Source organism: Streptococcus vestibularis, assembly GCF_900636445.1.
GTDB lineage: Bacteria > Bacillota > Bacilli > Lactobacillales > Streptococcaceae > Streptococcus > Streptococcus vestibularis.
Genome location: NZ_LR134275.1, coordinates 1,889,151 through 1,912,145 on the forward strand (window position 1 = coordinate 1,889,151; position 22,995 = coordinate 1,912,145).

The 22,995-nt window shown below is 35.2% G+C and carries 25 protein-coding genes; 16 read left to right on the top strand and 9 right to left on the bottom strand.

Annotated features, from left to right (window positions below; all coding sequences use genetic code 11):
• Window positions 1-6: 6 nt before the first annotated feature.
• Window positions 7-1,287 carry a histidine--tRNA ligase gene (gene hisS, locus EL076_RS09600; protein WP_126430105.1) on the bottom strand — a complete coding sequence of 427 codons (1,281 nt, stop codon included), beginning with the start codon at window positions 1,285-1,287 and terminating at the stop codon, window positions 7-9.
• Between the two features lie 249 nt (window positions 1,288-1,536).
• A complete protein-coding gene (locus EL076_RS09605; protein ID WP_126430106.1) occupies window positions 1,537-2,649 on the bottom strand; it encodes a vitamin B12 independent methionine synthase in 1,113 nt (370 codons plus the stop codon).
• Window positions 2,650-2,878: 229 nt separating this feature from the next.
• Between EL076_RS09605 and rpmF the strand changes: the two genes are divergently transcribed.
• From rpmF to EL076_RS09620, 3 genes are all read left to right on the top strand, one after another.
• Window positions 2,879-3,061: a 50S ribosomal protein L32 gene (gene rpmF, locus EL076_RS09610; protein WP_002885630.1), complete on the top strand. Its 183-nt coding sequence runs from the start codon at window positions 2,879-2,881 to the stop codon at window positions 3,059-3,061.
• A 15-nt stretch (window positions 3,062-3,076) separates the two neighbouring features.
• Window positions 3,077-3,226, top strand: a complete 150-nt coding sequence (rpmG, locus tag EL076_RS09615) for a 50S ribosomal protein L33 (RefSeq protein WP_002262412.1) — start codon at window positions 3,077-3,079, stop codon at window positions 3,224-3,226.
• Between the two features lie 516 nt (window positions 3,227-3,742).
• Window positions 3,743-5,227 carry an RNA-binding domain-containing protein gene (locus EL076_RS09620; RefSeq protein WP_126430107.1) on the top strand — a complete coding sequence of 495 codons (1,485 nt, stop codon included), beginning with the start codon at window positions 3,743-3,745 and terminating at the stop codon, window positions 5,225-5,227.
• 55 nt (window positions 5,228-5,282) lie between these two features.
• Here EL076_RS09620 and EL076_RS09625 read toward each other — a convergent pair whose 3' ends face one another.
• Genes EL076_RS09625 through EL076_RS10040 form a run of 4 tightly spaced genes read right to left on the bottom strand, consistent with a single transcriptional unit; the run spans window position 5,283 to window position 9,975 of the window.
• Window positions 5,283-6,461: a restriction endonuclease subunit S gene (locus EL076_RS09625; RefSeq protein ID WP_269148174.1), complete on the bottom strand. Its 1,179-nt coding sequence runs from the start codon at window positions 6,459-6,461 to the stop codon at window positions 5,283-5,285.
• Window positions 6,446-8,518, bottom strand: coding sequence for an HsdM family class I SAM-dependent methyltransferase (locus EL076_RS09630; protein ID WP_126430109.1), 2,073 nt, complete (start codon window positions 8,516-8,518; stop codon window positions 6,446-6,448). The genes EL076_RS09625 and EL076_RS09630 overlap by 16 nt, the downstream gene beginning before the upstream one ends.
• The gene (locus tag EL076_RS09635) at window positions 8,499-9,074 is read right to left on the bottom strand and encodes a hypothetical protein (protein WP_126430110.1); all 576 of its coding nucleotides are present in this window, start codon (window positions 9,072-9,074) and stop codon (window positions 8,499-8,501) included. Before EL076_RS09635 ends, EL076_RS09630 begins: the two co-directional genes overlap by 20 nt.
• A 10-nt stretch (window positions 9,075-9,084) precedes the next feature.
• Window positions 9,085-9,975, bottom strand: coding sequence for a hypothetical protein (locus tag EL076_RS10040; RefSeq protein WP_164555400.1), 891 nt, complete (start codon window positions 9,973-9,975; stop codon window positions 9,085-9,087).
• A 354-nt stretch (window positions 9,976-10,329) separates the two neighbouring features.
• Between EL076_RS10040 and EL076_RS09645 the strand changes: the two genes are divergently transcribed.
• The 8 genes from EL076_RS09645 (at window position 10,330) to tnpA (ending at window position 16,146) form a co-directional block, all read left to right on the top strand.
• The gene (locus EL076_RS09645) at window positions 10,330-10,761 is read left to right on the top strand and encodes a sigma-70 RNA polymerase sigma factor region 4 domain-containing protein (protein ID WP_126430111.1); all 432 of its coding nucleotides are present in this window, start codon (window positions 10,330-10,332) and stop codon (window positions 10,759-10,761) included.
• Between the two features lie 256 nt (window positions 10,762-11,017).
• The gene (locus EL076_RS09650; RefSeq protein WP_164555404.1) at window positions 11,018-11,332 is read left to right on the top strand and encodes a hypothetical protein; all 315 of its coding nucleotides are present in this window, start codon (window positions 11,018-11,020) and stop codon (window positions 11,330-11,332) included.
• Window positions 11,332-12,420, top strand: a complete 1,089-nt coding sequence (locus tag EL076_RS09655; RefSeq protein WP_126430113.1) for a cell division protein FtsK — start codon at window positions 11,332-11,334, stop codon at window positions 12,418-12,420. Before EL076_RS09650 ends, EL076_RS09655 begins: the two co-directional genes overlap by 1 nt.
• 102 nt (window positions 12,421-12,522) lie before the next feature.
• The gene (locus EL076_RS09660) at window positions 12,523-13,023 is read left to right on the top strand and encodes a hypothetical protein (RefSeq protein ID WP_232009645.1); all 501 of its coding nucleotides are present in this window, start codon (window positions 12,523-12,525) and stop codon (window positions 13,021-13,023) included.
• 146 nt (window positions 13,024-13,169) lie between these two features.
• Window positions 13,170-13,784 carry a replication protein gene (locus EL076_RS09665; protein WP_045772051.1) on the top strand — a complete coding sequence of 205 codons (615 nt, stop codon included), beginning with the start codon at window positions 13,170-13,172 and terminating at the stop codon, window positions 13,782-13,784.
• Complete coding sequence (locus EL076_RS09670) at window positions 13,771-14,022, top strand: MerR family transcriptional regulator (protein WP_126430115.1); 252 nt, start codon at window positions 13,771-13,773, stop codon at window positions 14,020-14,022. Before EL076_RS09665 ends, EL076_RS09670 begins: the two co-directional genes overlap by 14 nt.
• Before the next feature lie 86 nt (window positions 14,023-14,108).
• Complete coding sequence (locus tag EL076_RS09675; protein ID WP_126430116.1) at window positions 14,109-15,374, top strand: tyrosine-type recombinase/integrase; 1,266 nt, start codon at window positions 14,109-14,111, stop codon at window positions 15,372-15,374.
• A 307-nt stretch (window positions 15,375-15,681) separates the two neighbouring features.
• Window positions 15,682-16,146, top strand: a complete 465-nt coding sequence (gene tnpA, locus EL076_RS09680) for an IS200/IS605 family transposase (RefSeq protein WP_126430164.1) — start codon at window positions 15,682-15,684, stop codon at window positions 16,144-16,146.
• Between the two features lie 454 nt (window positions 16,147-16,600).
• Here the strand turns inward: tnpA and EL076_RS09685 are convergent, their stop codons facing one another.
• Window positions 16,601-17,215 (bottom strand): NUDIX hydrolase, encoded by a 615-nt coding sequence (locus EL076_RS09685; RefSeq protein ID WP_126430117.1) that lies wholly within the window; start codon window positions 17,213-17,215, stop codon window positions 16,601-16,603.
• Between the two features lie 162 nt (window positions 17,216-17,377).
• On the opposite strand from EL076_RS09685, the gene EL076_RS09690 reads away from it, so the two are divergent.
• The 3 genes from EL076_RS09690 to EL076_RS09700 are packed head-to-tail and all read left to right on the top strand — an operon-like array spanning window position 17,378 to window position 19,117.
• Window positions 17,378-17,704 carry a PadR family transcriptional regulator gene (locus EL076_RS09690; protein ID WP_126430118.1) on the top strand — a complete coding sequence of 109 codons (327 nt, stop codon included), beginning with the start codon at window positions 17,378-17,380 and terminating at the stop codon, window positions 17,702-17,704.
• Window positions 17,691-18,275 carry a DUF1700 domain-containing protein gene (locus tag EL076_RS09695; RefSeq protein ID WP_126430119.1) on the top strand — a complete coding sequence of 195 codons (585 nt, stop codon included), beginning with the start codon at window positions 17,691-17,693 and terminating at the stop codon, window positions 18,273-18,275. The genes EL076_RS09690 and EL076_RS09695 overlap by 14 nt, the downstream gene beginning before the upstream one ends.
• Window positions 18,272-19,117 carry a DUF4097 family beta strand repeat-containing protein gene (locus EL076_RS09700; RefSeq protein ID WP_126430120.1) on the top strand — a complete coding sequence of 282 codons (846 nt, stop codon included), beginning with the start codon at window positions 18,272-18,274 and terminating at the stop codon, window positions 19,115-19,117. Before EL076_RS09695 ends, EL076_RS09700 begins: the two co-directional genes overlap by 4 nt.
• Before the next feature lie 38 nt (window positions 19,118-19,155).
• Here the strand turns inward: EL076_RS09700 and EL076_RS09705 are convergent, their stop codons facing one another.
• On the bottom strand, window positions 19,156-21,525 hold the full coding sequence (locus EL076_RS09705; protein WP_126430121.1) for a YhgE/Pip domain-containing protein: 2,370 nt from the start codon (window positions 21,523-21,525) through the stop codon (window positions 19,156-19,158).
• A 127-nt stretch (window positions 21,526-21,652) separates the two neighbouring features.
• On the opposite strand from EL076_RS09705, the gene EL076_RS09710 reads away from it, so the two are divergent.
• The gene (locus tag EL076_RS09710; protein ID WP_126430122.1) at window positions 21,653-22,192 is read left to right on the top strand and encodes a TetR/AcrR family transcriptional regulator; all 540 of its coding nucleotides are present in this window, start codon (window positions 21,653-21,655) and stop codon (window positions 22,190-22,192) included.
• A 74-nt stretch (window positions 22,193-22,266) separates the two neighbouring features.
• Here the strand turns inward: EL076_RS09710 and EL076_RS09715 are convergent, their stop codons facing one another.
• Complete coding sequence (locus tag EL076_RS09715) at window positions 22,267-22,629, bottom strand: DUF1304 domain-containing protein (protein WP_003095271.1); 363 nt, start codon at window positions 22,627-22,629, stop codon at window positions 22,267-22,269.
• 115 nt (window positions 22,630-22,744) lie between these two features.
• Here EL076_RS09715 and EL076_RS09720 point away from each other — a divergent pair, with 115 nt between their 5' ends.
• Window positions 22,745-22,933: a hypothetical protein gene (locus EL076_RS09720; protein WP_003095232.1), complete on the top strand. Its 189-nt coding sequence runs from the start codon at window positions 22,745-22,747 to the stop codon at window positions 22,931-22,933.
• Window positions 22,934-22,995: the final 62 nt, after the last annotated feature.

Sequence of the window (22,995 nt, forward strand, 5' to 3'; positions counted from 1 at the left end):
TGCCTCCTACTTTTCTAACTGCTTGAGGACTGCTGCAAAGTTTTTAGTTAGCTCTTCGAAACTTACAGTAACTTCCTCACGAGTAGCATTATTTTTGACATTGACCTGACCTGACTCCACTTCACTCTCACCCAATGTGATAACCGTCTTGGCCTTGAAGGTATCTGCTGACTTAAATTGCGCCTTAATCTTACGTCCAAGGTAATCACGTTCAGCCTTAAATCCTTGATAGCGGATAGCTTGAATTAACTCAAGAGCTTTGCCATTGGCACCTGAACCAAGTACTGCAATGTACACATCCAGACTTTCTTCCTCCGGAAGCTCAATACCTTGTTTATCAAGAACCAAAAGCAAGCGTTCTAAACCAAGTCCAAAACCAAAACCAGCTGTTTCTGGACCACCGAAGTATTCAACCAAACTATCGTAACGACCGCCTGCACATATTGTCAATTCAGACTTATCAATAGTGGTAACAAATTCAAAAATCGTGTGGTTGTAGTAATCAAGACCACGTACCATATTAGTATCAATCACGTAAGGAATGTTAAGACTATCGAGCATAGTACGTACTTCGTCAAAGTGCGCTTGACTTTCTTCATCTAAATAATCAAGGATAGATGGAGCATTTTCAACTGCAACCTTATCTTCTTTTTCTTTTGAATCGAGCACTCGCAAAGGATTTTCATCCAAACGACGTTGACTATCTTTTGACAAACTTTCACGCATTGGTGTCAAGTAGTCAATTAAGGCCTGACGATAAGCCAGACGACTCTCAGTATTTCCAAGGCTATTCAAATGAAGAGTAACATCCTTGATGCCAAGCGTATTAAAGAGTTGGTAAGTCATAGCAATGGTTTCAACATCTGTTGCTGGATTTTTTGATCCAAAGCACTCTACACCTAGTTGGTGGAACTCGCGCAAGCGTCCTGCTTGAGGACGTTCATAACGGAACATTGACCCAATATAATAAACTTTAACAGGTTTTTGAACCTCTGGCGCAAAGAGTTTGTTTTCTACATAAGAGCGTACAACTGGTGCTGTCCCTTCTGGACGAAGTGTAATATGACGGTCTCCCTTATCATGAAAATCATACATTTCCTTAGTAACGATGTCAGTTGTATCACCTACTGAACGTGAAATGACCTCGTAATGTTCAAACATAGGTGTACGAATTTCACCATAATTGTATTTCTTAAATGTTTCACGTGCAACATTTTCCACGTACTGCCATTTAGCACTATCCGCAGGTAAAATATCCTGCGTTCCCTTAGGTTTTTGAAGTTTCATAATGATGATACAGGCCTCAAATAGACCTGCCCTCCTTTTCCGTTATTACAGATATAATCACTCTATTCTATCATAATTTATACAGCTTTTGGGAAATGGTGGAGGATTTTTCAACGTAAGAAAAAAACAGACCTCTTTGCCTGCCACAATGATTAATCTTCTGTCCTGCCTCTTTATAGTTCATGACACTTCTTTTCTATATTCATAAAAAGAGAGAACAAGCTGAGCCTGTTCCCTGAACTTTCTCTATTATGACCAAACCTTATCAGTAATAGCTTTAATCAATTGCAATTTATTCCACTCGTCTTGCTCAGTCAAGATGTTACCTTCTTCAGTTGAGGCAAAACCACATTGAGTTGAAATCCCAAGGTTCTTAAGTGGTACAAGTTCAGCCGCTGCATAGATACGATCAATGACAGCATCTACATTTTCCAAGTTAGGATCCTTAGAAGTAATCACACCAAGTACCAATTCAACATGATCACGGTTATTCCAAATCGTTGGAAGTGGTGCGAAGCTACCTGAACGCGCATCATCATATTCCAAGAAGAAAATATCATAGTTCAATTGACCAAGATACTTAGCTACTGAATCATAGCCACCTTCAAAAAGGTACGTAGACTTAAAGTTCCCACGACAAATGTGAGTAGCCAAAGTCAAATCTTCTGGAAGACCTTTCAAAGCTTTATTGATAGTGTACACATCATCCTCAGCAATTTTTGCCAACTCAGCTGTTTTCTCAGGATTATTTTTTTCATTCTCAAACTGTTGAATCAAATAACCCCAAGTTGTATCATCCAATTGCACATAACGTGCACCTAAATCGTAGAAATGTTGGATGGTATCATGGTAAGCTTTAGCCAAATCATCAAGGAAATCAGTCCATGAATCATAGTAATCTGCATAGAGATCACTACGGTGGTCACGGTTAATGATGAGTGATGGGCTTGGAATAGTAACTTTTGGAGTGATTCCTTCAGGAGTCACTGATTTAAGATATTCAAAGTCGCGATAGAAGGGATGATTAGAATTTTCGGCAATTTTACCGTTGATACGAACGTTGGTTGTACGTGTCTTAGCACCATGGAATTTATATGAATCTTCTTGTTGGTAAGCTTCAAAACCAGTTAAATTCCATAGGAAATCAAGGTGCCACCAAGAACGACCAAATTCACCATCAGAAACTACTTGAAGACCATTTTCTACCTCATGGTGAACCAATTCCTTAACCAATTCATCTTGCACTTTCAGTAATTCTTCTTGCGAAATCTCACCATTAGCAAATTTTTCACGTGCTTCTTTTAGAGCCTGTGGACGAAGGTAAGAACCAACATGATCAAAATGATAATGTACTTTACTCATAGTTATTTACTCCTTTTTATTCTTTCACTTAACGTTATAATAAGCCTATTCTAGCACTTACCCTTATAGCTGTGAAATATGTAATTGCTATCAAAATCTATAACTTTTAACTATATCTATTGATGAAAAGTTTTTGTCAAGTAACTTTACTTTACAAAAAAGATATGTTATTCTGTTATAGTTGATTTAAAATCAAGAACATAAATATTAATTCGGAGGAAATAAAGAAATGGCAGTACCTGCACGTCACACTTCAAAAGCGAAGAAAAACAAACGTCGTACACACTACAAATTGACTGCTCCATCAGTACAATTTGACGAAACAACTGGAGATTACTCACGTTCTCACCGTGTATCACTTAAAGGATACTACAAAGGACGTAAAATCGCTAAAGCTAACGCAGCTAAATAATAGAAGGGAGATACCATGCGCGTAAATATTACACTTGAACACAAAGAATCTGGTGAACGCTTGTACCTTACTTCAAAAAACAAACGTAACACTCCAGACCGTCTTCAATTGAAGAAATACTCACCAAAATTGCGTAAACACGTAATCTTTACTGAGGTGAAATAGGGATTCACTACACGTCACTAGACGGTAGAAACCTTGATTTAAAGCGATTCTTGATTTTCTAAATTTCACTACATCGCAATATAAATCAACCGAATCACTACCTTTTTCACTACCTTTATTTGAAATAAGAATACTGATTCGGACAATAAAAAGCAAGAGAAACTTCATTGTGAGGTTTCTCTTTTTCTATGCTTGCTCCCACATCTATTTTTTCTTATCGTTGTGTTATAATAGAATAGATTATAAAGTCATGCATAGGGTTTTAAAAGTCTCATCAAAAAATCTAAAATTAGATTCTATATATTCTAGATTCTACATTTTTTTACTGATTTTTGATGAAAAATATTCGCGTGATTTTCGCGTGATTTTCGCGTGATTTTCGTATAACTATTTAAGATAAATCCTCAGAAACACGATAAAATCAATGATTTTAATTACCTGTCAAATTGGGGTTTTCGCGTGACAATCGTTTTAAAAACAAATTTAAGCAACATTATATTTTTAGGAAGGAAAAATATGGACTTAAAAGTTGAAGGGGTTGATTTAGAATACAAAAAAGCTAAAAATAGTCTTCCAGAATCTTTCTGGGAAACCTACTCAGCATTTGCAAATACTAATGGCGGAAAAATAATTCTCGGGATGGACGAAAAAAATATTGACCCTTACCAAGGAGTCAATAATCCTCAAAAAATACGAGACAATTTATTCGCTTTAGTCGCAAATAAGCAAAAAGTTAGTTGTAATCTACTTACCGACAACGATATCGAATATGTTGATATCCCAAACAAGAATAAACAACTTATTGTAGTCACTGTAAGAGAAGCTAACCCTGACCAAAAACCCGTTCATCTTAAAAATGATTACCGTAAGTCATATAAAAGGTTAGGCGAGGGCGACGTTCAACTTGATAAAGAAGAACTCAAATATCTTATGACTAGTTCACATGATGATATTGATAGTGAATTGCTTAATAATTTTGACGAAAATGACCTAAATTTAGATACCATAGAACATTACAAGCAATTATTAATTAAACTTACTGGTAATACAAAATATAATAGCATTTCTTTGAGAGATTTTCTAATCGAAATTGGTGTATTTAAAAAAGACAGGACAGATAATACATATAAATTAACTGCAGGAGGACTGATATTCTTTGGAAAGTATAATTCTATCATTTCTCGTTATCCCAAATTTCAATTAGACTATTTTGAAAAAGATACATCTCTTTCAACTAGATGGAACGATAGAATTTCAACTGGTGATATGATGTACCCTGATTTGAATATGTTCGACTTTTTCAATTTATCATATAATAAATTAACTACTACAACAAATGATAGATTTGAGCTCAGTAATGAATCTGCTCATCGTTTACCATTCAAGAAAGACCTATCTGAATCTATACGTGAGGCTTTAGTAAACTGCTTAATGCATGCTTACTATGATTTTGATTCTCCTATAGTTATTACAGCATATCAGGATTTCTATGAATTTAAAAATCCAGGTAAGATGAAAATTTCCATTCCCGAATTTATACATGGTGGTACTTCCAAAACAAGAAATAGTACAATCTCTTCACTATTCCGAAGAATTGGGATGTCAGAAAAAGCTGGGTCAGGTGGACCTAAAATTTTTGATATTTCCGAAAAATATAAACTAAAAATTCCTGAAGTAAGTACAACTTTTGATAGTACTATTATTACAATCTGGAAGGTGGATTTACTGTCTTCTTATACAGACACATCAGAGAGCGAAAAGATAATACTTGAATATATCATTAAAAATGGTAGCATTACTAAAAATGATATTCTTGAAAATTCTCTAATGACAGAGTACAAATTTAGAGAAAACCTGAAATCCCTACAAAATAAAAAGTATATTGAAATAGAAGGTAAGGGACGGTCTACAAGATATGTTCTCCCTAAAAGTTCAACTGAACAATACCACATTATTAAACAACAAATCAAAAGTCTTGGAGATATCATGACCAAATATTAAACCTTTTCTAAAATTTGTGGAATCCAAAACGCAGGCTCAAACCAGCCTGCGTTTTTTATTTTGCCACAACTTCTTTTGTCGCTTCGATTTGTTTATCAGCGTACAAGACGACATCTTTAATAGCTAATTTTTTAATAGCTTGTACCAAGGTTGCCATGTAATCAAAATGGATTTCTCCCTTTTCATTGACTGGTAATTTTATCAGTTTATCCTTGACTACATTCCAACCACCTAATTTGTTTTTATATGAGTAAATCGGTAGGTCTGTAACCTTATTGATACTCGGAACAATAAAGAGGTAGTCATTTGGTCTTAGTTGCTTATCCGAACCAATCCAATCAATAGCATAAGCATCAGACAAGACAGTAAACTCTTGTGATTGGAAGTAAGCCCTATAAACATCACTGTTAGACGGGATAGAGATAACATTTTGTAGAACCGTTGCTCCTTCCTTAGGAACATAGTAGTTTAATCCTTGATTCATAAAACTAGAGGTCAAGGCAGGTAAGCTGAATTCTTCTTGTGGTTCTTTTGGTAATTCTTTTGCTTTATAAGGTAATTTCTTGGTTTTAACTCTATCAAACAAATCACCAATGCGGAACTCTTGCCATTGTTGTTTATCAAATACCTCTAAAGCCTCTTCTTCTTCTTGAATAAGTTTATAATCTTTAAAACCACTTACTAATAGATACGCCTCGAGCGTCTCGATGCGTTCCGCCTCGAGTGCTTTTATAAATTTTTCCATAAAATTAAATGCTATTTTTGATTTTATGGCAGGCAATATCAATTCAATTTCATTTAATTTTTGTGCCGAAACAGTATTCGTGTATCCAAAATGATTCAAATGATTCTGAAGTACGGCGGTAAAAAACAGTCCCGAAAGTTTATTCAAATCAAATTCAGAAGGCTCTAACACCAGTACACCATCTGTAGTAACAAATTTTTCTGGTTGAAAATATACAATGCCTGTTTGTCTTCCTACAATAATTGAATTCCCATTAAACTCCCTGTATTGCTTATCATTAAGTACTCTTGTTACAAAACCATTGCCAGAATCATTTTGTGCAATAAATGCGATTCCCTTAGAGTCTTCAACAAGCAATCCTTGATTCTGGATATCCCCTCTTTTTATATCACGAAAAAGCTTATTTAATCTAAAAGCCTGCCACTCGCCTCCTTGTTCATAGAACTGTTGTTCTACTTGTTGAAGACGAGGGCTTAAACTTTTTTTGATGAGTCTTCCTCTTTATTCTTCAATAATTGGCTAACTTCCCATGATAGATAATTAGCTACTGTCTTTTTAAAATCTCTAATACTTGGAATTGAACTGATTTTGATATGCTGGTCAAAGTTCCAATCTTCACCGTATTTTTCACCTGACAGAGCAATAACATCTTCAATGTACTCTTTTTCTGTGAAAATATTCAACTCAGCTTTACCAAATCTGACGAGATTAACCACTTCTTCATAGCGTCCTACCGCATTATCAACATCTTGTAGGTTAGTGCTAGCTTTTGATTTCTTACGGTTTGAACGTTTATAACCATCATTTCGTAAGTCAATAAACTTCACTCGATGTTTGGCTTCGTGTTTTTCTCCAACCTTAAAGACATAGATAGAAGTTTGAACGTTAGACTTACCAATAAAGATATCCATTGGCATTTTGATAGACGCTAAAAGCGTGTTATGTTCTAAAATCTTCTGATTGATTTCTTTAGCTTTTCCAGCACCTGCTGAATCTTGAATAATGATAGAAGCATAGCCACCCTTCATCATAGATAAGGCACGCTTGACAAAGTTCATACCGTTCCCTGTTTCAGAATAAGGAGGATTCAAAAGGAAAACATCTGCTGGAAAGTTTTCATTATCTTTGCCATAACCGTATTTCCCATCAAACTTTTTCAAACTATCATCTTGCAAGATATTACTTGAACCATCTCCCATGAGAATCATGTTCAAAACAGCTAACATGTAGATTTCTGGAAGAATTTCAATTCCAAGAATTTGTTCAGCTTTTATTTTCTCTTCCTTTTCTCTGAGTTCGTCAGGGCTTGTAATTTCTTTTTTAGCATCGTCTAACATCAGATTCATGGCAGCCACTAATAGACCACCCGAACCAGTCGCAAAGTCCCAAACGTAGGAATCTTTGTTTACTCGTGCTAATTTCGCCATCAGAAGTGCCACATACCGAGGAGTTAATACCACGTCATTTTGGTCGTCTCCTGCAAAACTCAACCATCTAAACATGATATTAAAGAGCTTGCCTGTAAAGTCCGTATCTACTCCGATTTTGTAGAAATAGCCTAGGTCATCAATCACCTCTGTAAAGATTTCTTTGAGGAGAGACACCCCATTTCTTGGGTCTGAAAAGCTAGATTCAAGAATCGTAGGCTCTAAATGACGCAAAATTTGTTTTTGTTTAGCTTGTGGTAGATTCTTCTCTTTCAGAAACGCCTTAATTTTACGAATTAAAATATCTCCATCTGTATCACCTTCTTCATCAGAAGATTTTAAATCTGCTGGCTCTAAGGGTTTCACCTTACCTGCAACCCCTAAGTTTGCCATGATACTAGCAGCCACTAGATGAATACGTGCCAAAGCACTGATGTTTTTCTGTTTGTTAAAGAGACTTTCATTTATCTTTGTTAGAGCGTCTTCAATTCTATCTTCACGTTTTTGGTGAATCAAACGTAGTTCAGCTTCTGATAATTGTAACTCTTTTACCTTTTCTGTAAATTCATCAAAGTTTTCAGGTTTTAGGAAGGATAAGTCAGAATACTCACCAACTTTTTGACCAATACCATAGTTAGATTTGGAAACATAGTAAACACCAAAGCGAGTTTCAAGGTTGCCTGCCTCGTCCTCATCTCCTGTAATCCCAATCGCAATCACATCTGTATAACTAGAATATTGAAGAATAGCATTAGCATAGTGAACTGCCCCATTTACCGCATAACCGTTGATATTGGTATAGTTGGGTTCGCCCTTTTCTTTACCACTTGTTTTCGTATTGGCGACATGTTCTTCTTTGTCCAGCTTTTCAAGTTTGTTACTACCCCACTTCAATTCAATCATAATCGGGTAGTAGTCTAGCTTGCTATCTTTCAATAATAGCTTAACATCAACCAAATTTGCACCCTCACCACCTGTTTTAGAAGGTGCTTTTGACAAAGCTTTGTCAATTTCTGGGTTAACACTTTCATTTTGTGTCACAAATTCCATGTCATAAGACGTTAGCCATTTTTCAACTTCACGTTGGATTTTTACTTCTTTACTCTGTTTCGTTGCCATTGGTTAAACTTTCTAATATATCCATTAAGTTAGCTCGCTTTATTGCCCAGTGAGTTCTACTAAGTTCCCACTTTTCTAATTTCAAAGCAGATTGATGAAATACTACTGATTCTAAATCAATTTCACACTCTTTATGAAAATCAAATTTTGTATCTCCAGCTCTTTTATCTATGTCTACTAACTTTCCGAAAAATCCAATTTTTATATCTTGATTCATATCACTGTACTCAGGGAGAAATAGAGCTGGTAACCTTGTTATTTCGTCAATATCTTCTAGTGTGAATTGAGAAAACTTTTGTTTTATTGCTGTATTTGTATATTCAAAAATTCTTCCATTTTCTATGGTAAATGAATCTCCTTCATACTGTTCACCGTAAATTATAAATAAGTTGTAGTATTCATTAGGAGAAAGTATTTTACGTGCAGGTGTATAGTTGACGATATTGTTTACATTGTTCGCTTGCTCAATGTTATAAATTCTATCTGCATTTTGTTGTAGTGTCTGTGTCGGAAATCCCGATGCTAAATTCCCTTGTTTATCAGGTAAGTTTGCCAATGTACTCTCCTTAGTTTAGGTTTTCTAAATGTTCTATATTATAGATATTGTTAGCATACTGATTTATGATTTTTGAATTATTCAATACTTGTTGTTTCATAGATTCTTTATCTTCAGTATTAAATTCATTCTCTTCTTCGTTCTCAATTTCTGATTCTTCAACATGCTCTTGTTCTACTATTCCAGCAGTTTGTTCATTCAACTCTTCCACACTTGGGTTATAACGAGTTATTTCTAAATTAGGCAAAGACTTTCCCAGTTCTGAGTTGCTGAATTTCCATTGCGTACTTACTCCATTTTGAGAATACCATTTCTCAAATGTTGCTTTACCGAGTGTATTATCAATTTTATTTACAAATATATATCTCATCACATCTAATAAGAATGGCTCAATTTCTACTGTTGTAATACTTAATAATTCTGACTTAGATACAGTATTATTAGTAGAAACCTTAAATCGTTCCGAAATATCAATTGTTTCATCATTACAGATTGTTTCTATAATAGCAGAAGCAAACCATTTCAATTTTGGCTCTGAAAACTTATTACTTATAAACGCAGACACACTCTCAAGTGTGTCTTTTTTATTTTGATTAACTGAAGTTTCAAAAGAATCAATAAAAGTTTGGTCGTCAAAGGTCAAATACGTTGTAGTATTTGTCACACATTTTTTATAGTCAGACACATTCTTTTTAAATGATGTCCCTTTAGGTTTTAAAAGGGATTCCCCTGTAAAGATCTCGATGAACGATAACATCATATCATCTTCATTTAAACCATCACTTTTATCTGTTTCAACGTAATTTAGTTTGGTACTACGTACTCTTTTTCTAGCTTTTCTAGCTTCGATAATGAGACCAAATAATATACCTCCTGTTAAATGTGAATTTTTATCAGACATCTTTACTCCTCGCAATATATTTAGTAACTCTATCCACTCTATCTACCTTTTTAAAGATTGACAATAACGTTATCTACTCCATACTTTAGAGTGAAGATGAGACATGACAGATTTACTTGTAATTATATCAAAATTGTGTGTCTTTTTCTTCAAATAAATAATAAAACAGTCCTAACTAGTGCGCACCAAGTGGACGGATTGAAACGAATATGAAAACTCTGGCGATAATGGTCAAGTTCCGCATATATCTGTTTATCCGTTTATTTGTTGTGCCTTTTTGCACTACATCGGTTATTCAGTGCAGCTCATACTAGTTTCTTTCTGTCCAAACTCAGGACTTAGAAAGAGGCTAATATGCCAGCAAAAACATTTAACGACCGTCTTACTCCAGAGGATAAAGAAGAGATAAAACGTTGGGATAAATTCTTACGTAATGACAATAAAGCATTTGCTAATGCCAATCGTCGTGACCGTTATCATAACCTCGGGAGTCTTGATGAAAACATTTCCATTGATGGACGAGCCACTGACCTCTATGAGTTGATAGCTGCCCCTTCTTCAAATGGTGAAGAAGTTCTTTTAACCAATGAACTAATAGAGGTTGTCATCAAATTCCTTGACGATTTAAAACCAGAGGATAAACTCATTATGATTGGTAAATTAACTGATAAACCCATGCCATCAACCAAACTAGCAAATCTTCTAGGAATGAGCGACAAGACAGTAACAACTCATTTCAAAAAATATCAAAAGATGTTACAGCAACAACTGAAAGATTATATTTAAGTAATCCTTGAAACTGGTAATCAATCTGATTATCAGTTTTTTTGAAGACGCTCCGAATTTAGACTACCGAATCTCCTTAAAGATAGGGAGAAAAATAAAAAATAATTAATTTTCAAAAAACTCCGAAATCCATTTCCTGAATCTCCTATAAGATAGAAAGGAAAAAATTAACAAGTCTAGCTCATGACCTCAAACCGAGCATATCAACAACACTACAAAATAAAAAATAGAATACAAGAGGTATTTCAAAATGAAAATGAAACCCAAATACCGCAAAGGCGGATATTCAAACCAAACAGCAGAACAATACGTTAACCTTCAAGCTCCTATTTACTTACTTAGTGAAGAAATTGAGCCCCAACAAAAATTTGAAGATGGCAAACCAACCGGTGAGATTATTGCTTATAAAACATGGTTCGGACAAAAAGGACTTCCACCATTTCAAGTAAAATTCCTTGAAGAACCTGCACTTCCTGAATATCTTTCTCTTGTTACCTTTGATAATTTGCAGGCATGCGAAGTAAATTATAATGTTTATTTCAAAGCAGACGGATTGAAAGAGGTGAAATAATGGTTCACTCTCTTGCAAAAAGAGAATTGGAACAATACCTGTTACAGAGCCTAAATATGGCTTTAGGCTCTGTATTGCAGGGCGAAACATCGTATACCAATTCTTTTAATATTTCTGTTCAAGAAGATGGTTTTATCTTCGTTCCACGTCTTCCATCTGGATTTATCATTGATGACGACTTATATCAAAAGATTTTCCTAATTGCTAATGCGTCACTCTATCCACAGTACACATTATTAAAGCAAAATTCTGCTTTCTTTGTCGCATTAAAAACAGATGATATTCATGTTCAACGAGGACTGTTCTTTCCATGGAAAAAAGGTATTTCTGAACGCCTTATCATTTCTGAACTTGAACAATTCACGTCATCACTAAAAGGGAATGATATTCCTATCATGAAAAATTTGGTGATTAACTATGATAAAGTAACTTCTATCGCCATTGCTGGTAATTCAGGAAGTGGAAAAAGCTATGCTCTGACGTATATGCTAAGTGTCCTTAAAAACATTTCTGACTTAATTATCGTTGACCCTAAGTTCGATACTCCCTCACGCTGGGCAAGGCAACATCAAATTGCTGTCATTCACCCTCAAGAGAACCGCTCCAAGTCTGATTTTGTATCAGAAATTAACGAAAGTTTGAGTCAATGTCTGTCTGTTATTCATAAGCGTCAAGGGATTCTCTTTGAAAATCCACGTCATGAGTTTAAACATCTAACTATTGTCATTGACGAGGTACTTGCTTTGTCTGAGGGAGTTAATAAAAATATCAAGGATTCCTTCTTTTCCTTACTCTCTCAAATTGCATTGTTAGGACGAGCAACCAAAGTGCATTTACTCCTTATTAGTCAGCGTTTTGACCACAATACAATTCCTGTATCAGTCCGTGAACAGCTCAATGTACTTATTCAGATTGGAAATATCAACCAGAAAACTACACAGTTTTTGTTTCCAGACCTTGACCCAGAAGGTATTGTGATTCCGATTGGAAAAGGAACTGGGCTTATCCAGATTATAGATAATGAACACCCTTATCAGGTTTTGCCCCTACTTTGTCCAACCTACTACACAAAGAAAGGTATTCTCTAGCCAATGAAAAGAAATTATTATCAACAAATATTCAACATCTGTACCTTGTTATTAATTCTAATTTTTCTTTGTTCTGTCGGTTCTATTATATTTAGTATCAGCATGAACACTTTACAAAGTATTACTTATCTAGCCTTCCTTTATCAGTTTGTAAGTTTACTTTATATTACTAACTTGCTTATTGCTTTTGTCTCGCTCTTCCTTTTCTTAGCCCTTATTTATTGTGAAGTTTTCTTACGATTGAAGGAAGACAGTCTAACAAACTTATGGAAATCTGTTTATCAGACATTTTCTATGCGTATATTTTTAAGGCAAAGTGAATACTCTGAAACCGTAACAGCCATAGAACAAACAAAAGTGACACACTACAACCCCATTAATAAATACTTTAATCAAGCAGTGCGAAAAACAATTGTAGACATTCGAGAGAATAAAGTTACCCTATTGATTCGCATCCCTAAAACTCAACAAGCAACAAAAATTCTAAAAGATATGGAAATGCTTATTAGTGAAGAAATCTACAACTGTAACTCTGACTATTACTTTTCAAGACCTGAACGAAACGGCAAATGGTTGTACTTTGTCGGTACTAAACGAAAATAGCTAAAAGGAACGGTGCTGTGGCTCACGAAGTGAAAGCCAGACAGCACCGTTCTATACTCTAGGATTTTATGGGGTTACTACGACCCCCATAAAATCAATAATCAGTAATCACACAATTCAAATAAATTCAAAAGAGGTACTTGCTTATGGCAAAAGAACAACGTTCCAATAAGTGGGCTTTCCTATTCTATAAAGAAAGTGCACCAGATAACTATTTAGATATACTTGAAGAAATTCATGTCCCTTTTGTACTTTCACCGTGGCATGATAAAGATATAAATAAGAAAACTGGAGAGTTTAAAAAAGCTCATAAACATGGTGCATTCTATTTCGATTCTCTTAAAAGTTATTCTCAAGTCTCGGAACTTATCAAGGATAAATTAAACGGTCCTGCTCATGTCGAACCTGTAATATCTCCAAAGGGAATGTATGACTATTTTATCCATGCAGAAAATCCTGATAAAAGTCCTTACAATATTGAGGATATTGAAAGCGGTTGTGGTTTTGAACTAGATAAATTTCTAGTGCAACAAAATTCTGATGACTTTACAACTGAGGTCATTGATACGATTGAACAAAATGACTTCACAGAATTTGAAGAACTAGTCTGGTACGCACGAGATAATAACACCGCTTTACTAGGACTAATCATTGAACGCACTTACTTTTTCGCTCGTTATCTGGATTCACGTCGGCACAATCCGAAACGGTTAGAAAAAGTTATGGAAGAACACGGAGGAACAACCGATGGACACGATTAAACTAAACCAAATTGAAGAGTTGCTAAATACACTTATTACAGTTATTCAGAAAGGACTACAAAATACTGGTTCTTATGGAATTGTAACGCAAAAAGAACTTCTAAAAATTTTACAGATTTCTCCTAACACCTTGAAAACATGGGAAAATAAAGGTTTGAAACGCCTTGAACCTCCAATTGAAGGAACACGTACTGTCTATTATAAAATGGAAGACGTCATTGATTTTTTAACTATTTAACTTCCAAATATGCTAGAATATGATTATCAAACAAAGAATGTGAGGGTTCTATTCTAGCCTTTTGATTGTCCGAAGAAAGAGGCTTTATGAGTAAAGAAATCATTCAACACAATAACAAAAAGATAACAAAAATCACCAAACAAAATGGTGATATCAGCTATTCAATCAAAGGGGTTTACATTGGAACTGATGTAAAAACTGGAAAACGAATCACAAAAACCATTACTGCTAAAACATTAAAATCTTTGGATAGAAAAATTGTTGAAGCTAAAATTGAGTTTGAAAAAGCTGGCTCTACTATTAAAGAAACTACCCAAATTGATAACTTTGAAAGTCTAGCTGAGGTATGGTTTAGCAACTTCAAAACTTGGGTATCTTCACAAAATACCATTAATCGAGTTAGAGGGTATCTTGATACCTATATTATTCCTTACTTTGGGGACTATAAACCTGACCAGATTGAGCCTGCTGATATTCAACTTTGGGTCAACAAGTTAGCTGAAAAAGCTAAAAAATCCGTTGATTCTGGCGTAAAGCGTGCCCCAAAAGGTAGTGCAAAGGATTTTGGAGCTATGGCTCACAAGGTCAGTGATATTTTTGATTTTGGTATTACAAACTGTGGGCTGACTACTAACCCAGCTAAATCAATCAAAATCCCTCCAAAACCTAAGGCGAGCAAAGAACGTATCATGGTACTACATGATGACGACTTGAGGCACTGGTTATCCTACCTTGAAAACTTGCCCAACACAAGAGCAAATAGACGCTTTAAGGTCATTTGCTACACACTATTAGCATCTGCATTGCGAATAAATGAGTTATTGGCATTAGAAATATCTGACCTAGATTTTGAAACTAATGAAATTCTTGTTAGCAAAACACTGATGTGGAAAAGTGCAAACAAGAAACTAGGTCTCAAAGGAGAGATGGTTTGTAAGCAAGCTCCTAAAACTGACTCTGGAAATCGCAGAGTTGCCGTTCCACTTTCAGTCATGGAAAATCTCAAAGAGTTTCATGAAGAAATGACTGTCTATTTTGAAGAACATGGTTTACCAACATCTCCACTCATTTTTCCAACCATATACGGTAACTATATGTGTGATAGGAACGAACGAGCAACCCTTAAAAAGCGATTATCAGCTCTTGGTTTACCTGACTATGGCTTCCACCTCTTCCGCCATACACACGCTTCTATGATGTTAAATGCTGGTATGAATTGGAAAGAGTTACAACATAGAATGGGGCACAAATCCATATCAACAACTATGGATATCTATGCTGAATTAGCTCCTAAAAAGAAGTTTGAAGCAGTGGATATTTTCCTAAATAAAATGGAAGAACTGGCAAGTTGATTTCATCACGACCTTTATCACTACCTTTTTACTTCAAAAGCCTATAACCCTTGATATTAAAAGGTTTATAGCATAGTTATTTAACCCTTACTGAGGTTAAATAATTGAATAAAGAAGCCATGAAAATAAGATTTTCATGGCTTTTTTATTATGTGACTTTAAGTCCGTTTCGCTCCGAAGGTGCGAAACAGATAAACCACCCGCTATGCGGGTGCGCATCGAAGGTTATACCGTCATAACAAAAAAACTCCAAACGAGTTACAATATAGGTGTTCAAGCCAATTGTAAAGCGGAAGGAGTTAAGACTATGGCGCAAAAAGCTCACAGTTTATCACATACAAAATGGATGTGTAAGTACCACATTGTATTTACACCTAAGTATAGACGAAAAATAATCTATAATCAATATAGGAGTAGTCTGGGAGAGATTTTTCATAGACTATGCCAATATAAAGGCGTTGAAATAATAGAAGGCCACTTAATGCCAGATCATGTCCATATGTTAGTAAGTATTCCACCACGAATGAGTGTAGCTAGTTTTATGGGATATTTGAAAGGTAAAAGTGCATTAATGATGTTTGATAAACACGCCAATTTAAAATATAAATTTGGGAACAGACATTTTTGGGCAGAAGGTTATTATGTAAGTATGGTAGGACTTAATGAAGCCACAATTAAGAAATATATTCAGGAACAAGAGAAGCATGATATCGCTTTAGATAAATTAAGCGTGAAAGAATATGAAAATCCCTTTAGGGATAACGGTAAGTAATGCGAATGCCTCTTTGAGAGGCTTGTGACGAGTCAAAAGCAATAAGGCTTGAACAAAGTGAAAGCCAGCGTCTTTAGGCGCTGGCTGGTATTATGGGCTTATAGCCCTTGGTCAAACCACCCGTTAGACGGGTGGTTATGATTAACAAATATAACAGTTATTAGTTCTAGTCAAAAGAGCACAAAAGCATAATAGGCTCTATTAATATCTTACTCCTCCCTTCCTATCGCAGAGAGTATACAATAAAGCGAAAAAGTCATTGTTCAATATAAAGTTTCACAACCTAGATAAAAAACTCAATATTTATTTTGAAAACAATGTTAGTAATACTCTAACTACCCATACATTAAGCTTTAAAGACCTACCCGATACCCTATTTCAGAAATGGATTTTACTTTTTTACACCTAGTAAACAAACTAATAGTAAAAAGATCAATATATTACCGTTGATCTTTTATTTTGACTCTAAACCTTTTAAAATATCTGTAAATCTATGTGTAAACATAGCTGTCATTCCCCATATATTCTCTGTCAAGTTCCTGTAAAAAGGAATATGACGTTCACTGTACCCAAAATTGTATCTTTCTCTGTTTTTTACCAAGAAAAATGGGAAACCTTTCGCATCACTCAAGGTAGAAGTGACTTTGTAATAAATCGGACCTTCTGTCAACAATGTGTCAACACAAACTATAAACAACCGTTTCACCTCTTCATTTGGATGAATATGCTCCCAATTTTCTATATTTATCTTTCCAACAAAGCAATGGATGGTTCTCCCCTGATGAATCAGATAATCAATCTCTCCCCAAATATCTATTTGGTCAGGAATTAAGTTTAGTTCCTCACATGTTTCTCGTATAGCAGCTTCTTGAAAAGTCTCACCATCTTCGACACGGCCACCAGGAAAAGAGACCTCACCTGGTTGAGAAATATGCTCACTTCGTACTTGGTAAAGAATTTGATACTTATCAGTTTTTACATCATATATTAGGGGTAAAAGCACCGCATAGCGTCTTTTCTCCCCTAGCGGCTTCGGCTCGTAATGAGCTAGTTTATCTTTAATAGTCATAAGAACTCCTTGACTTCATATTATCATAAAAAAGAAAATAGCCCTATTATATAAAATTTTTATATATAAAATATTGACATATCTTTCTAAAAGAGATACACTCAATGTGTAAAATAATTATATATAATTTTTATACATATCCTAAAAGCAAAGGAGCACACTATGTATTTTCCAACATCGTCAATCCTGATAGAGTTACTAATACTAGCTATTATCGATAGAGAAGACTCTTATGGCTATGAGATTAGTCAAACCATAAAGCTTGCGACTAATATCAAGGAGTCAACACTTTATCCTATTCTCAAAAAGCTTGAGAAAGCAGGCTATATGACCACCTATAGCCAAGCGTATCAAGGGCGTAAACGTAAATATTACAGTATTACCCAAGAGGGAAAAAATCAACTTCAATTTCTTAATGAAGAATGGTTAACCTACAAAGAAACTCTGGATGGTATTGTTGAAGGGAGATTAAGACATGACAAGGACTGAATATATAGCCAAATTAACAAAATATCTACGAAAATTACCACAAAAGGACTACGAAGAGGCTCTCGAGTATTTCATGGAATATTTTGAAGAGACCGGGCCTGAAAATGAAGCTCAGGTTATTGCAGAATTAGGTACACCTAAGGAAGCCGCATATGAAGTCATTAGTCGTCTTCTAGACGAAAAGATTGTTGAGGACAAGAGCAGCTTACGTAATAAAACAACTATCCTTTGGATTGCGATCCTAGCTGTTTTAGCCAGTCCAGTCGCCTTACCAATTCTACTATTCTTCCTAGCTATGCTATTGACACTTCTTTTGATTATTTTTGCAGTTATAGTGACTGCCTTAGCTCTTACTTTTGCCTTACTCATTAGTGGTGTTTACACTTTCTTTACAAGCTTCTCTCTCTTAAATGTTTCACTAGCTTCAACACTGTTTGGAGTAGGTCTAGGTCTATTAATGTTTGGAGGAGCACTCTTACTACTTTTGATTTCATTTGAAATCTGTAAACTTATTGTAAAGCTAATTACCCTATTGATTAAATGGCTCATCAAGAAAGGAAGAAAATCATGAAAACTTGGAAAAAGATTGTCCTCGGAGTGTCTCTTACCTCTCTATTTTTAGGAGGAGGATTAGTAGCTTGGGGTTATAGCCAAGGTGGCTTAACAGATTTACAAAATCAAACTAAAAATGAGCAAGATCATGTCAAGAAAGAAGTTAAGGACTTCAATAAAATTGATATTAAAAGTAGTAGCTACAATGTGCTTATAAAAAATGGTGACGTTGACAAAGCAACGCTTTCTTACTACCAAAAAACAAAAAATCCAATTGGCACATCTGTAAAGGATGGTCAATTGACTATCAATGATAACAACTCTGAATTAGATTCAACTTCTAACAAACATATTAACTTTTTCGGATTAAAAGATTTAGTAAGGCTTTCTACTCTCAACGAGGAAGTCAGAAATAAAACCATTGTCATTACACTCCCTAAAAAACAAACGATTGATTTTTTAAAGGTTGATTTAGCAACTGGAAATCTAGATTTAAGTAATAGCACCATCAAACAAGCAGACATTAATCTAAATGTAGGGGACCTAACTTTTACTAAAATGATTGTCAGCCAACTAAAAGCTAACCTTGATGTTGGTAGTGTTGATAGTGATCATACACTTTTTACTAACTTAGATTTATCTATTGCAATGGGAGATTACTCTGGAGATAACCTGATTTTCAATGGTCACAATAAACTTGATGTTACAACCGGTGATATTGAAATAGCTCTTAAAGATTACACGCTCAATGTTCAAGCCGATAGTCACTCAGGAGAGGTTGACATTACAAATAACCTTAAGATTTCAAAGGATAATACACTTACCATTACCTCAGACCTCGGTGATATAACTGTTGAATAACATAAAAAAGCCAGCTCACATTAGAGCTGGCTTTTAGTTTATTCATTTTCATACTTCGGTCTATAAATAATAATACCTATAACTACAAAAATAAGTAAGAAAATGAATAACATACGTACTTGATCTGAGATCTGTCCTGTCATTGAAATAGTTTGACGAAGACCTGATACGGAGTAGGACATTGGTAAGAATGGTTGGATGATCTTAAAGAACTTAGGACTAAGTTCAATTGGATAAGTCCCTGCACTAGCCCCTAGTTGCAAAAGCAGCAGAATCATGGAAGCAAATGCGCCATATCTATGATCCCAACCTACAAGGGCTGTAACCAGCGCCATTAAAGTCCATGCTACAAGGAGAATCATACCAAATGTAGCTAATGGATGATTTGGTTCAACTCCCACAAATCGAATGGCAATATAAAGCGCAATAGCAGCCATAGTTGTAATAATACCATTGATAAGTAACTTATTTTTAGCCCAATCAAAACGGCTCGTAAATTTTCTTCCTGTCAAGCTCTTAGCAAAGATAACATTAGTTGAAAGAGCGACAACCATAAGAGAAACAGAAATCATATATGGAGCCATTCCCACACCATTAGTGTCAACCTTATCCTTATCAATTTTCTTCTCTTTGAGCGGAGCACTCACCATTTTTGCATTGTCTGAGTTTACAGAAACAAGAGAGATTTGCTGATTAGCCTTGTTTAATGAATTAGATAATGTAGAAAGGTTAGTTGACAGACTTGTCAAGCCATTTGTTAAAGTGTTCCCTCCAGTTGCTAATTGTTGGGCACCTGTATTGAGAGCACTTGTACCACTTTGAAGAGTAGAAAAACCGGTCATTAAACTACTACTGTTAGCATCTAGAGTTTGAGCGCCACTGGCAATTGTTGAAACAGCACCAGTATAAGTTGACAAACCAGTTGAAAGTGCGCTTGCACCTGTTGCTAGAGTACTTTGAGCGGTTGACACACCTGAAGCCACTTGAATTGCTCCTGGTGATAATTGATTGACAAGTACCGAATTGACATTAGCAATATTAGCTTGCATTGATGATACCGTTGATGAAGCTACAGGAAGAAGAGCATTCGCCGAACTTGCAATACCTGAAATAGATGTTTGTAGAGAAGCTAAACTACTTGAATCTCCGCTACTAGTTGTTGTCGTACCTGTCAAGCTAGATAAGGCCGTTGACATACTTGACACATCTGATGCAATAGTTGAAGCATAGCTACTAGCTGTAGATCCTGCATTACTAATTGCCGATGTAATCTCTGCTTGTTGATCTGCCGTCAAGCTTTGATAAGCAGCTGTTCCTTGTACCGCAGCCAAATCAGTTGCTTTATCAGTTGCACTAGCTGTAGCTATAGAGCTAGCTGCAGAAGAAATATTTGAAAGATAAGTCGCTATTGAACTTGTATCTACTGATGTTGTTGATGTTCCACTTGGTAATGATGTGTTACTTACCGCTGTATTAAGATTTTGAATTGCTGTATTTAAATCAGTTAAATTAGTTGACAGGGTTGACAACTGTGCTTGCTGTTCTTCGGATAAACTTGTTGCTGTAGCCATTTGACTGAGCGCTGTTGACAACGAATCTGCACCTGTAACTAAGGTATTCATGGCCTCTGCTCCTGATACAAATTGACCTGCAGCAGAATTAACGGCCTCAGAGTTCGCGTTTAACTGTGACAAAGCGACTGACAAAGTTGACACACCTGAAGTATAGGCAGACGCGCCTGAACTCAAGGTATCAACACCTGTAGCCAATGTTTGAGTAGAGCCAGCAAGAGTCCCTAGACCATTTGACAAGGTCTGACTTCCAGATTGAAGTGCTCCTGCACCTGCATATAATTGACTGGCCCCATTCGCTGCAGTTCCCATACCACCTTGAAGTTGAGACATACTCTTAAACACTGCTCCAACATAAGTTGACGTAATATTTTTAGAAACGGTATCCTTTAACTTAGACATGGCAGAATCGCTCATTTTTGAAGAAACGAAGCTATGACCTGCTGTTGTCTGATAAGAGATTTCAAGTTTCTTGGGATCATTTGTCAGAAGACTTGCTGCGTTACTTGAGAGATTTTCTGGAAAAGTGATTACCATATAGTAATCACCGTCTTCTATTCCTTTTTGTGCTTCATTTTCAGTTACAAAATGATAGTCTAAATTTTTATTTTTAGACATATTGTCAACCATATCGTGACCAATATTAAGAGTCTTATCTTGAAAACTAGCGCTCTTATCTTTGTTCACCACTGCCACTGGCAGATTTTTCACATTACCGTAAGGATCCCACATAGAAGATAAAAAGATTAGATTATACAAAGCGGGTATCAATGAAACACCAATAATGGTTATCCATAGCTTTGGACTTTTTAGAAGAGCCTTTAATTCTGCTAACATAATTCTCCTTCTTAGACATCGTGTTTATTTTTATGATATAATCAATTATAAACTCATTAATTTTAAAATCAATATTTAAAAACTTCTTTTGGACATATTGTCTAAAAGTGTGTAAAAGGAGAAATACATGACAAAAGATCAAAGACGTTCACAGACTAAAAAAGCTCTTTTAGATGCTTTGGTAATATGCCTTAAAGACCAAGATTTCAATGATATTACTACCATTCGTCTGGTTCAAACAGCTGGTATTAGCCGTTCGAGTTTTTATACCCACTACAAAGATAAGTATGAAATGATTGATAGTTATCAGAAAGAGCTTTTCCATAAACTAGAGTATATATTTGATAAATATGAAGGAAAGAAAGAAGGGGCCTTTCTCGAAATCTTTGAATTTCTCACTCGTGAAAAGCTCCTATCAGCTCTATTGTCTACAAATGGTTCAAAAGAAATTCAAGATTTTCTGATACATAAACTTCAGCGTATGATAGCTGAAGACTTTATTGACCCTACTGCTGAAAAAAGAGCTCTCAAAGGATTCGAGAAGGATTATGCCAGTATTTATTTTGCGCATGCTATTTTTGGTGCTTGTCAAGCCTGGATAAATAAAGAAAAAAAAGAATCACCTCAAGAAATGACAGACTTTCTTCTACGCTTTATTCCACAATAAATAACTTCAAAATCATAAAAAGCTGTTAACCATTTCAATAGTTAAAGCAGCTTTTTTCTTTTACAATAAAATCCTTAAAATAAGGGAATAATAAGTGAAAGCAAGGTTAAAATTGCGGGTCCGCCTTGCGTTAAAATAATTTTCTTATTGGCAGTTATAGCACCATAAATAGCAGCAAAGAAAACATTGAGTACAAAAACAGTTACAAGTAGCTGACTACTTGTGAAAATCCCATACAAGAGGAATACAGCAATCAAACCATTGTAAATCCCTTGATTTTTAAATAAGTTTGTAACAGAATCACGTTGAAGTTCTTCTTTACTCATATTGAAAACACGACTAGTCGTGTCTGAATGTGTCGCAAAAGTTTCCAAATACATGATATAGAGATGCTCCAAAGCAACAATCCCAGCTAAAATTAGTGTAATAATAGACATAGTAGCCTCCTTCTTAAATAACTTCGACAGTATATCAAAAGTGAACCTTAAAAACAACATGTATGCTTCATACAATTTGAAATGTGGTAAAATAAAGAATGAAAGAGAGGTTCTTATGACAAAGACAGAAGTAATCCAACGTCTCCAAAAAGATTTGGGAATTCCTAGATTTCAGGCTTATATAGAGGATAAAGATTACTCCGAAGAGGAGTACGACCAACTAAAAAAAGATTTTGAAAGCTACTTCACTAACTACGTTTCAAACGTTTCAGCAGATTTTGAAGGCGGATTGGATAATAAATAATTTATACCTCAAAATCATCTATCATCATATTACGAATCCCCAGTCACTTGTACTAGACTAGG

Coding starts and splice junctions, on each gene's coding strand:
- rpmG (WP_002262412.1), top strand. CDS start 3,077: ATGCGCGTAAATATTACACTTGAACACAAAGAATCTGGTGAACGCTTG.
- EL076_RS09665 (WP_045772051.1), top strand. CDS start 13,170: ATGGCAAAAGAACAACGTTCCAATAAGTGGGCTTTCCTATTCTATAAA.
- EL076_RS09650 (WP_164555404.1), top strand. CDS start 11,018: ATGAAACCCAAATACCGCAAAGGCGGATATTCAAACCAAACAGCAGAA.
- EL076_RS09605 (WP_126430106.1), bottom strand. CDS start 2,649: ATGAGTAAAGTACATTATCATTTTGATCATGTTGGTTCTTACCTTCGT.
- EL076_RS09715 (WP_003095271.1), bottom strand. CDS start 22,629: ATGTCTATTATTACACTAATTTTAGCTGGGATTGTTGCTTTGGAGCAT.
- EL076_RS09690 (WP_126430118.1), top strand. CDS start 17,378: ATGTATTTTCCAACATCGTCAATCCTGATAGAGTTACTAATACTAGCT.
- EL076_RS09620 (WP_126430107.1), top strand. CDS start 3,743: ATGGACTTAAAAGTTGAAGGGGTTGATTTAGAATACAAAAAAGCTAAA.
- EL076_RS09685 (WP_126430117.1), bottom strand. CDS start 17,215: ATGACTATTAAAGATAAACTAGCTCATTACGAGCCGAAGCCGCTAGGG.
- hisS (WP_126430105.1), bottom strand. CDS start 1,287: ATGAAACTTCAAAAACCTAAGGGAACGCAGGATATTTTACCTGCGGAT.
- EL076_RS09645 (WP_126430111.1), top strand. CDS start 10,330: ATGCCAGCAAAAACATTTAACGACCGTCTTACTCCAGAGGATAAAGAA.
- EL076_RS10040 (WP_164555400.1), bottom strand. CDS start 9,975: ATGTCTGATAAAAATTCACATTTAACAGGAGGTATATTATTTGGTCTC.
- EL076_RS09675 (WP_126430116.1), top strand. CDS start 14,109: ATGAGTAAAGAAATCATTCAACACAATAACAAAAAGATAACAAAAATC.
- EL076_RS09670 (WP_126430115.1), top strand. CDS start 13,771: ATGGACACGATTAAACTAAACCAAATTGAAGAGTTGCTAAATACACTT.
- tnpA (WP_126430164.1), top strand. CDS start 15,682: ATGGCGCAAAAAGCTCACAGTTTATCACATACAAAATGGATGTGTAAG.
- EL076_RS09710 (WP_126430122.1), top strand. CDS start 21,653: ATGACAAAAGATCAAAGACGTTCACAGACTAAAAAAGCTCTTTTAGAT.
- EL076_RS09700 (WP_126430120.1), top strand. CDS start 18,272: ATGAAAACTTGGAAAAAGATTGTCCTCGGAGTGTCTCTTACCTCTCTA.
- EL076_RS09705 (WP_126430121.1), bottom strand. CDS start 21,525: ATGTTAGCAGAATTAAAGGCTCTTCTAAAAAGTCCAAAGCTATGGATA.
- EL076_RS09630 (WP_126430109.1), bottom strand. CDS start 8,518: ATGGCAACGAAACAGAGTAAAGAAGTAAAAATCCAACGTGAAGTTGAA.
- EL076_RS09695 (WP_126430119.1), top strand. CDS start 17,691: ATGACAAGGACTGAATATATAGCCAAATTAACAAAATATCTACGAAAA.
- EL076_RS09660 (WP_232009645.1), top strand. CDS start 12,523: ATGAACACTTTACAAAGTATTACTTATCTAGCCTTCCTTTATCAGTTT.
- EL076_RS09720 (WP_003095232.1), top strand. CDS start 22,745: ATGACAAAGACAGAAGTAATCCAACGTCTCCAAAAAGATTTGGGAATT.
- rpmF (WP_002885630.1), top strand. CDS start 2,879: ATGGCAGTACCTGCACGTCACACTTCAAAAGCGAAGAAAAACAAACGT.
- EL076_RS09655 (WP_126430113.1), top strand. CDS start 11,332: ATGGTTCACTCTCTTGCAAAAAGAGAATTGGAACAATACCTGTTACAG.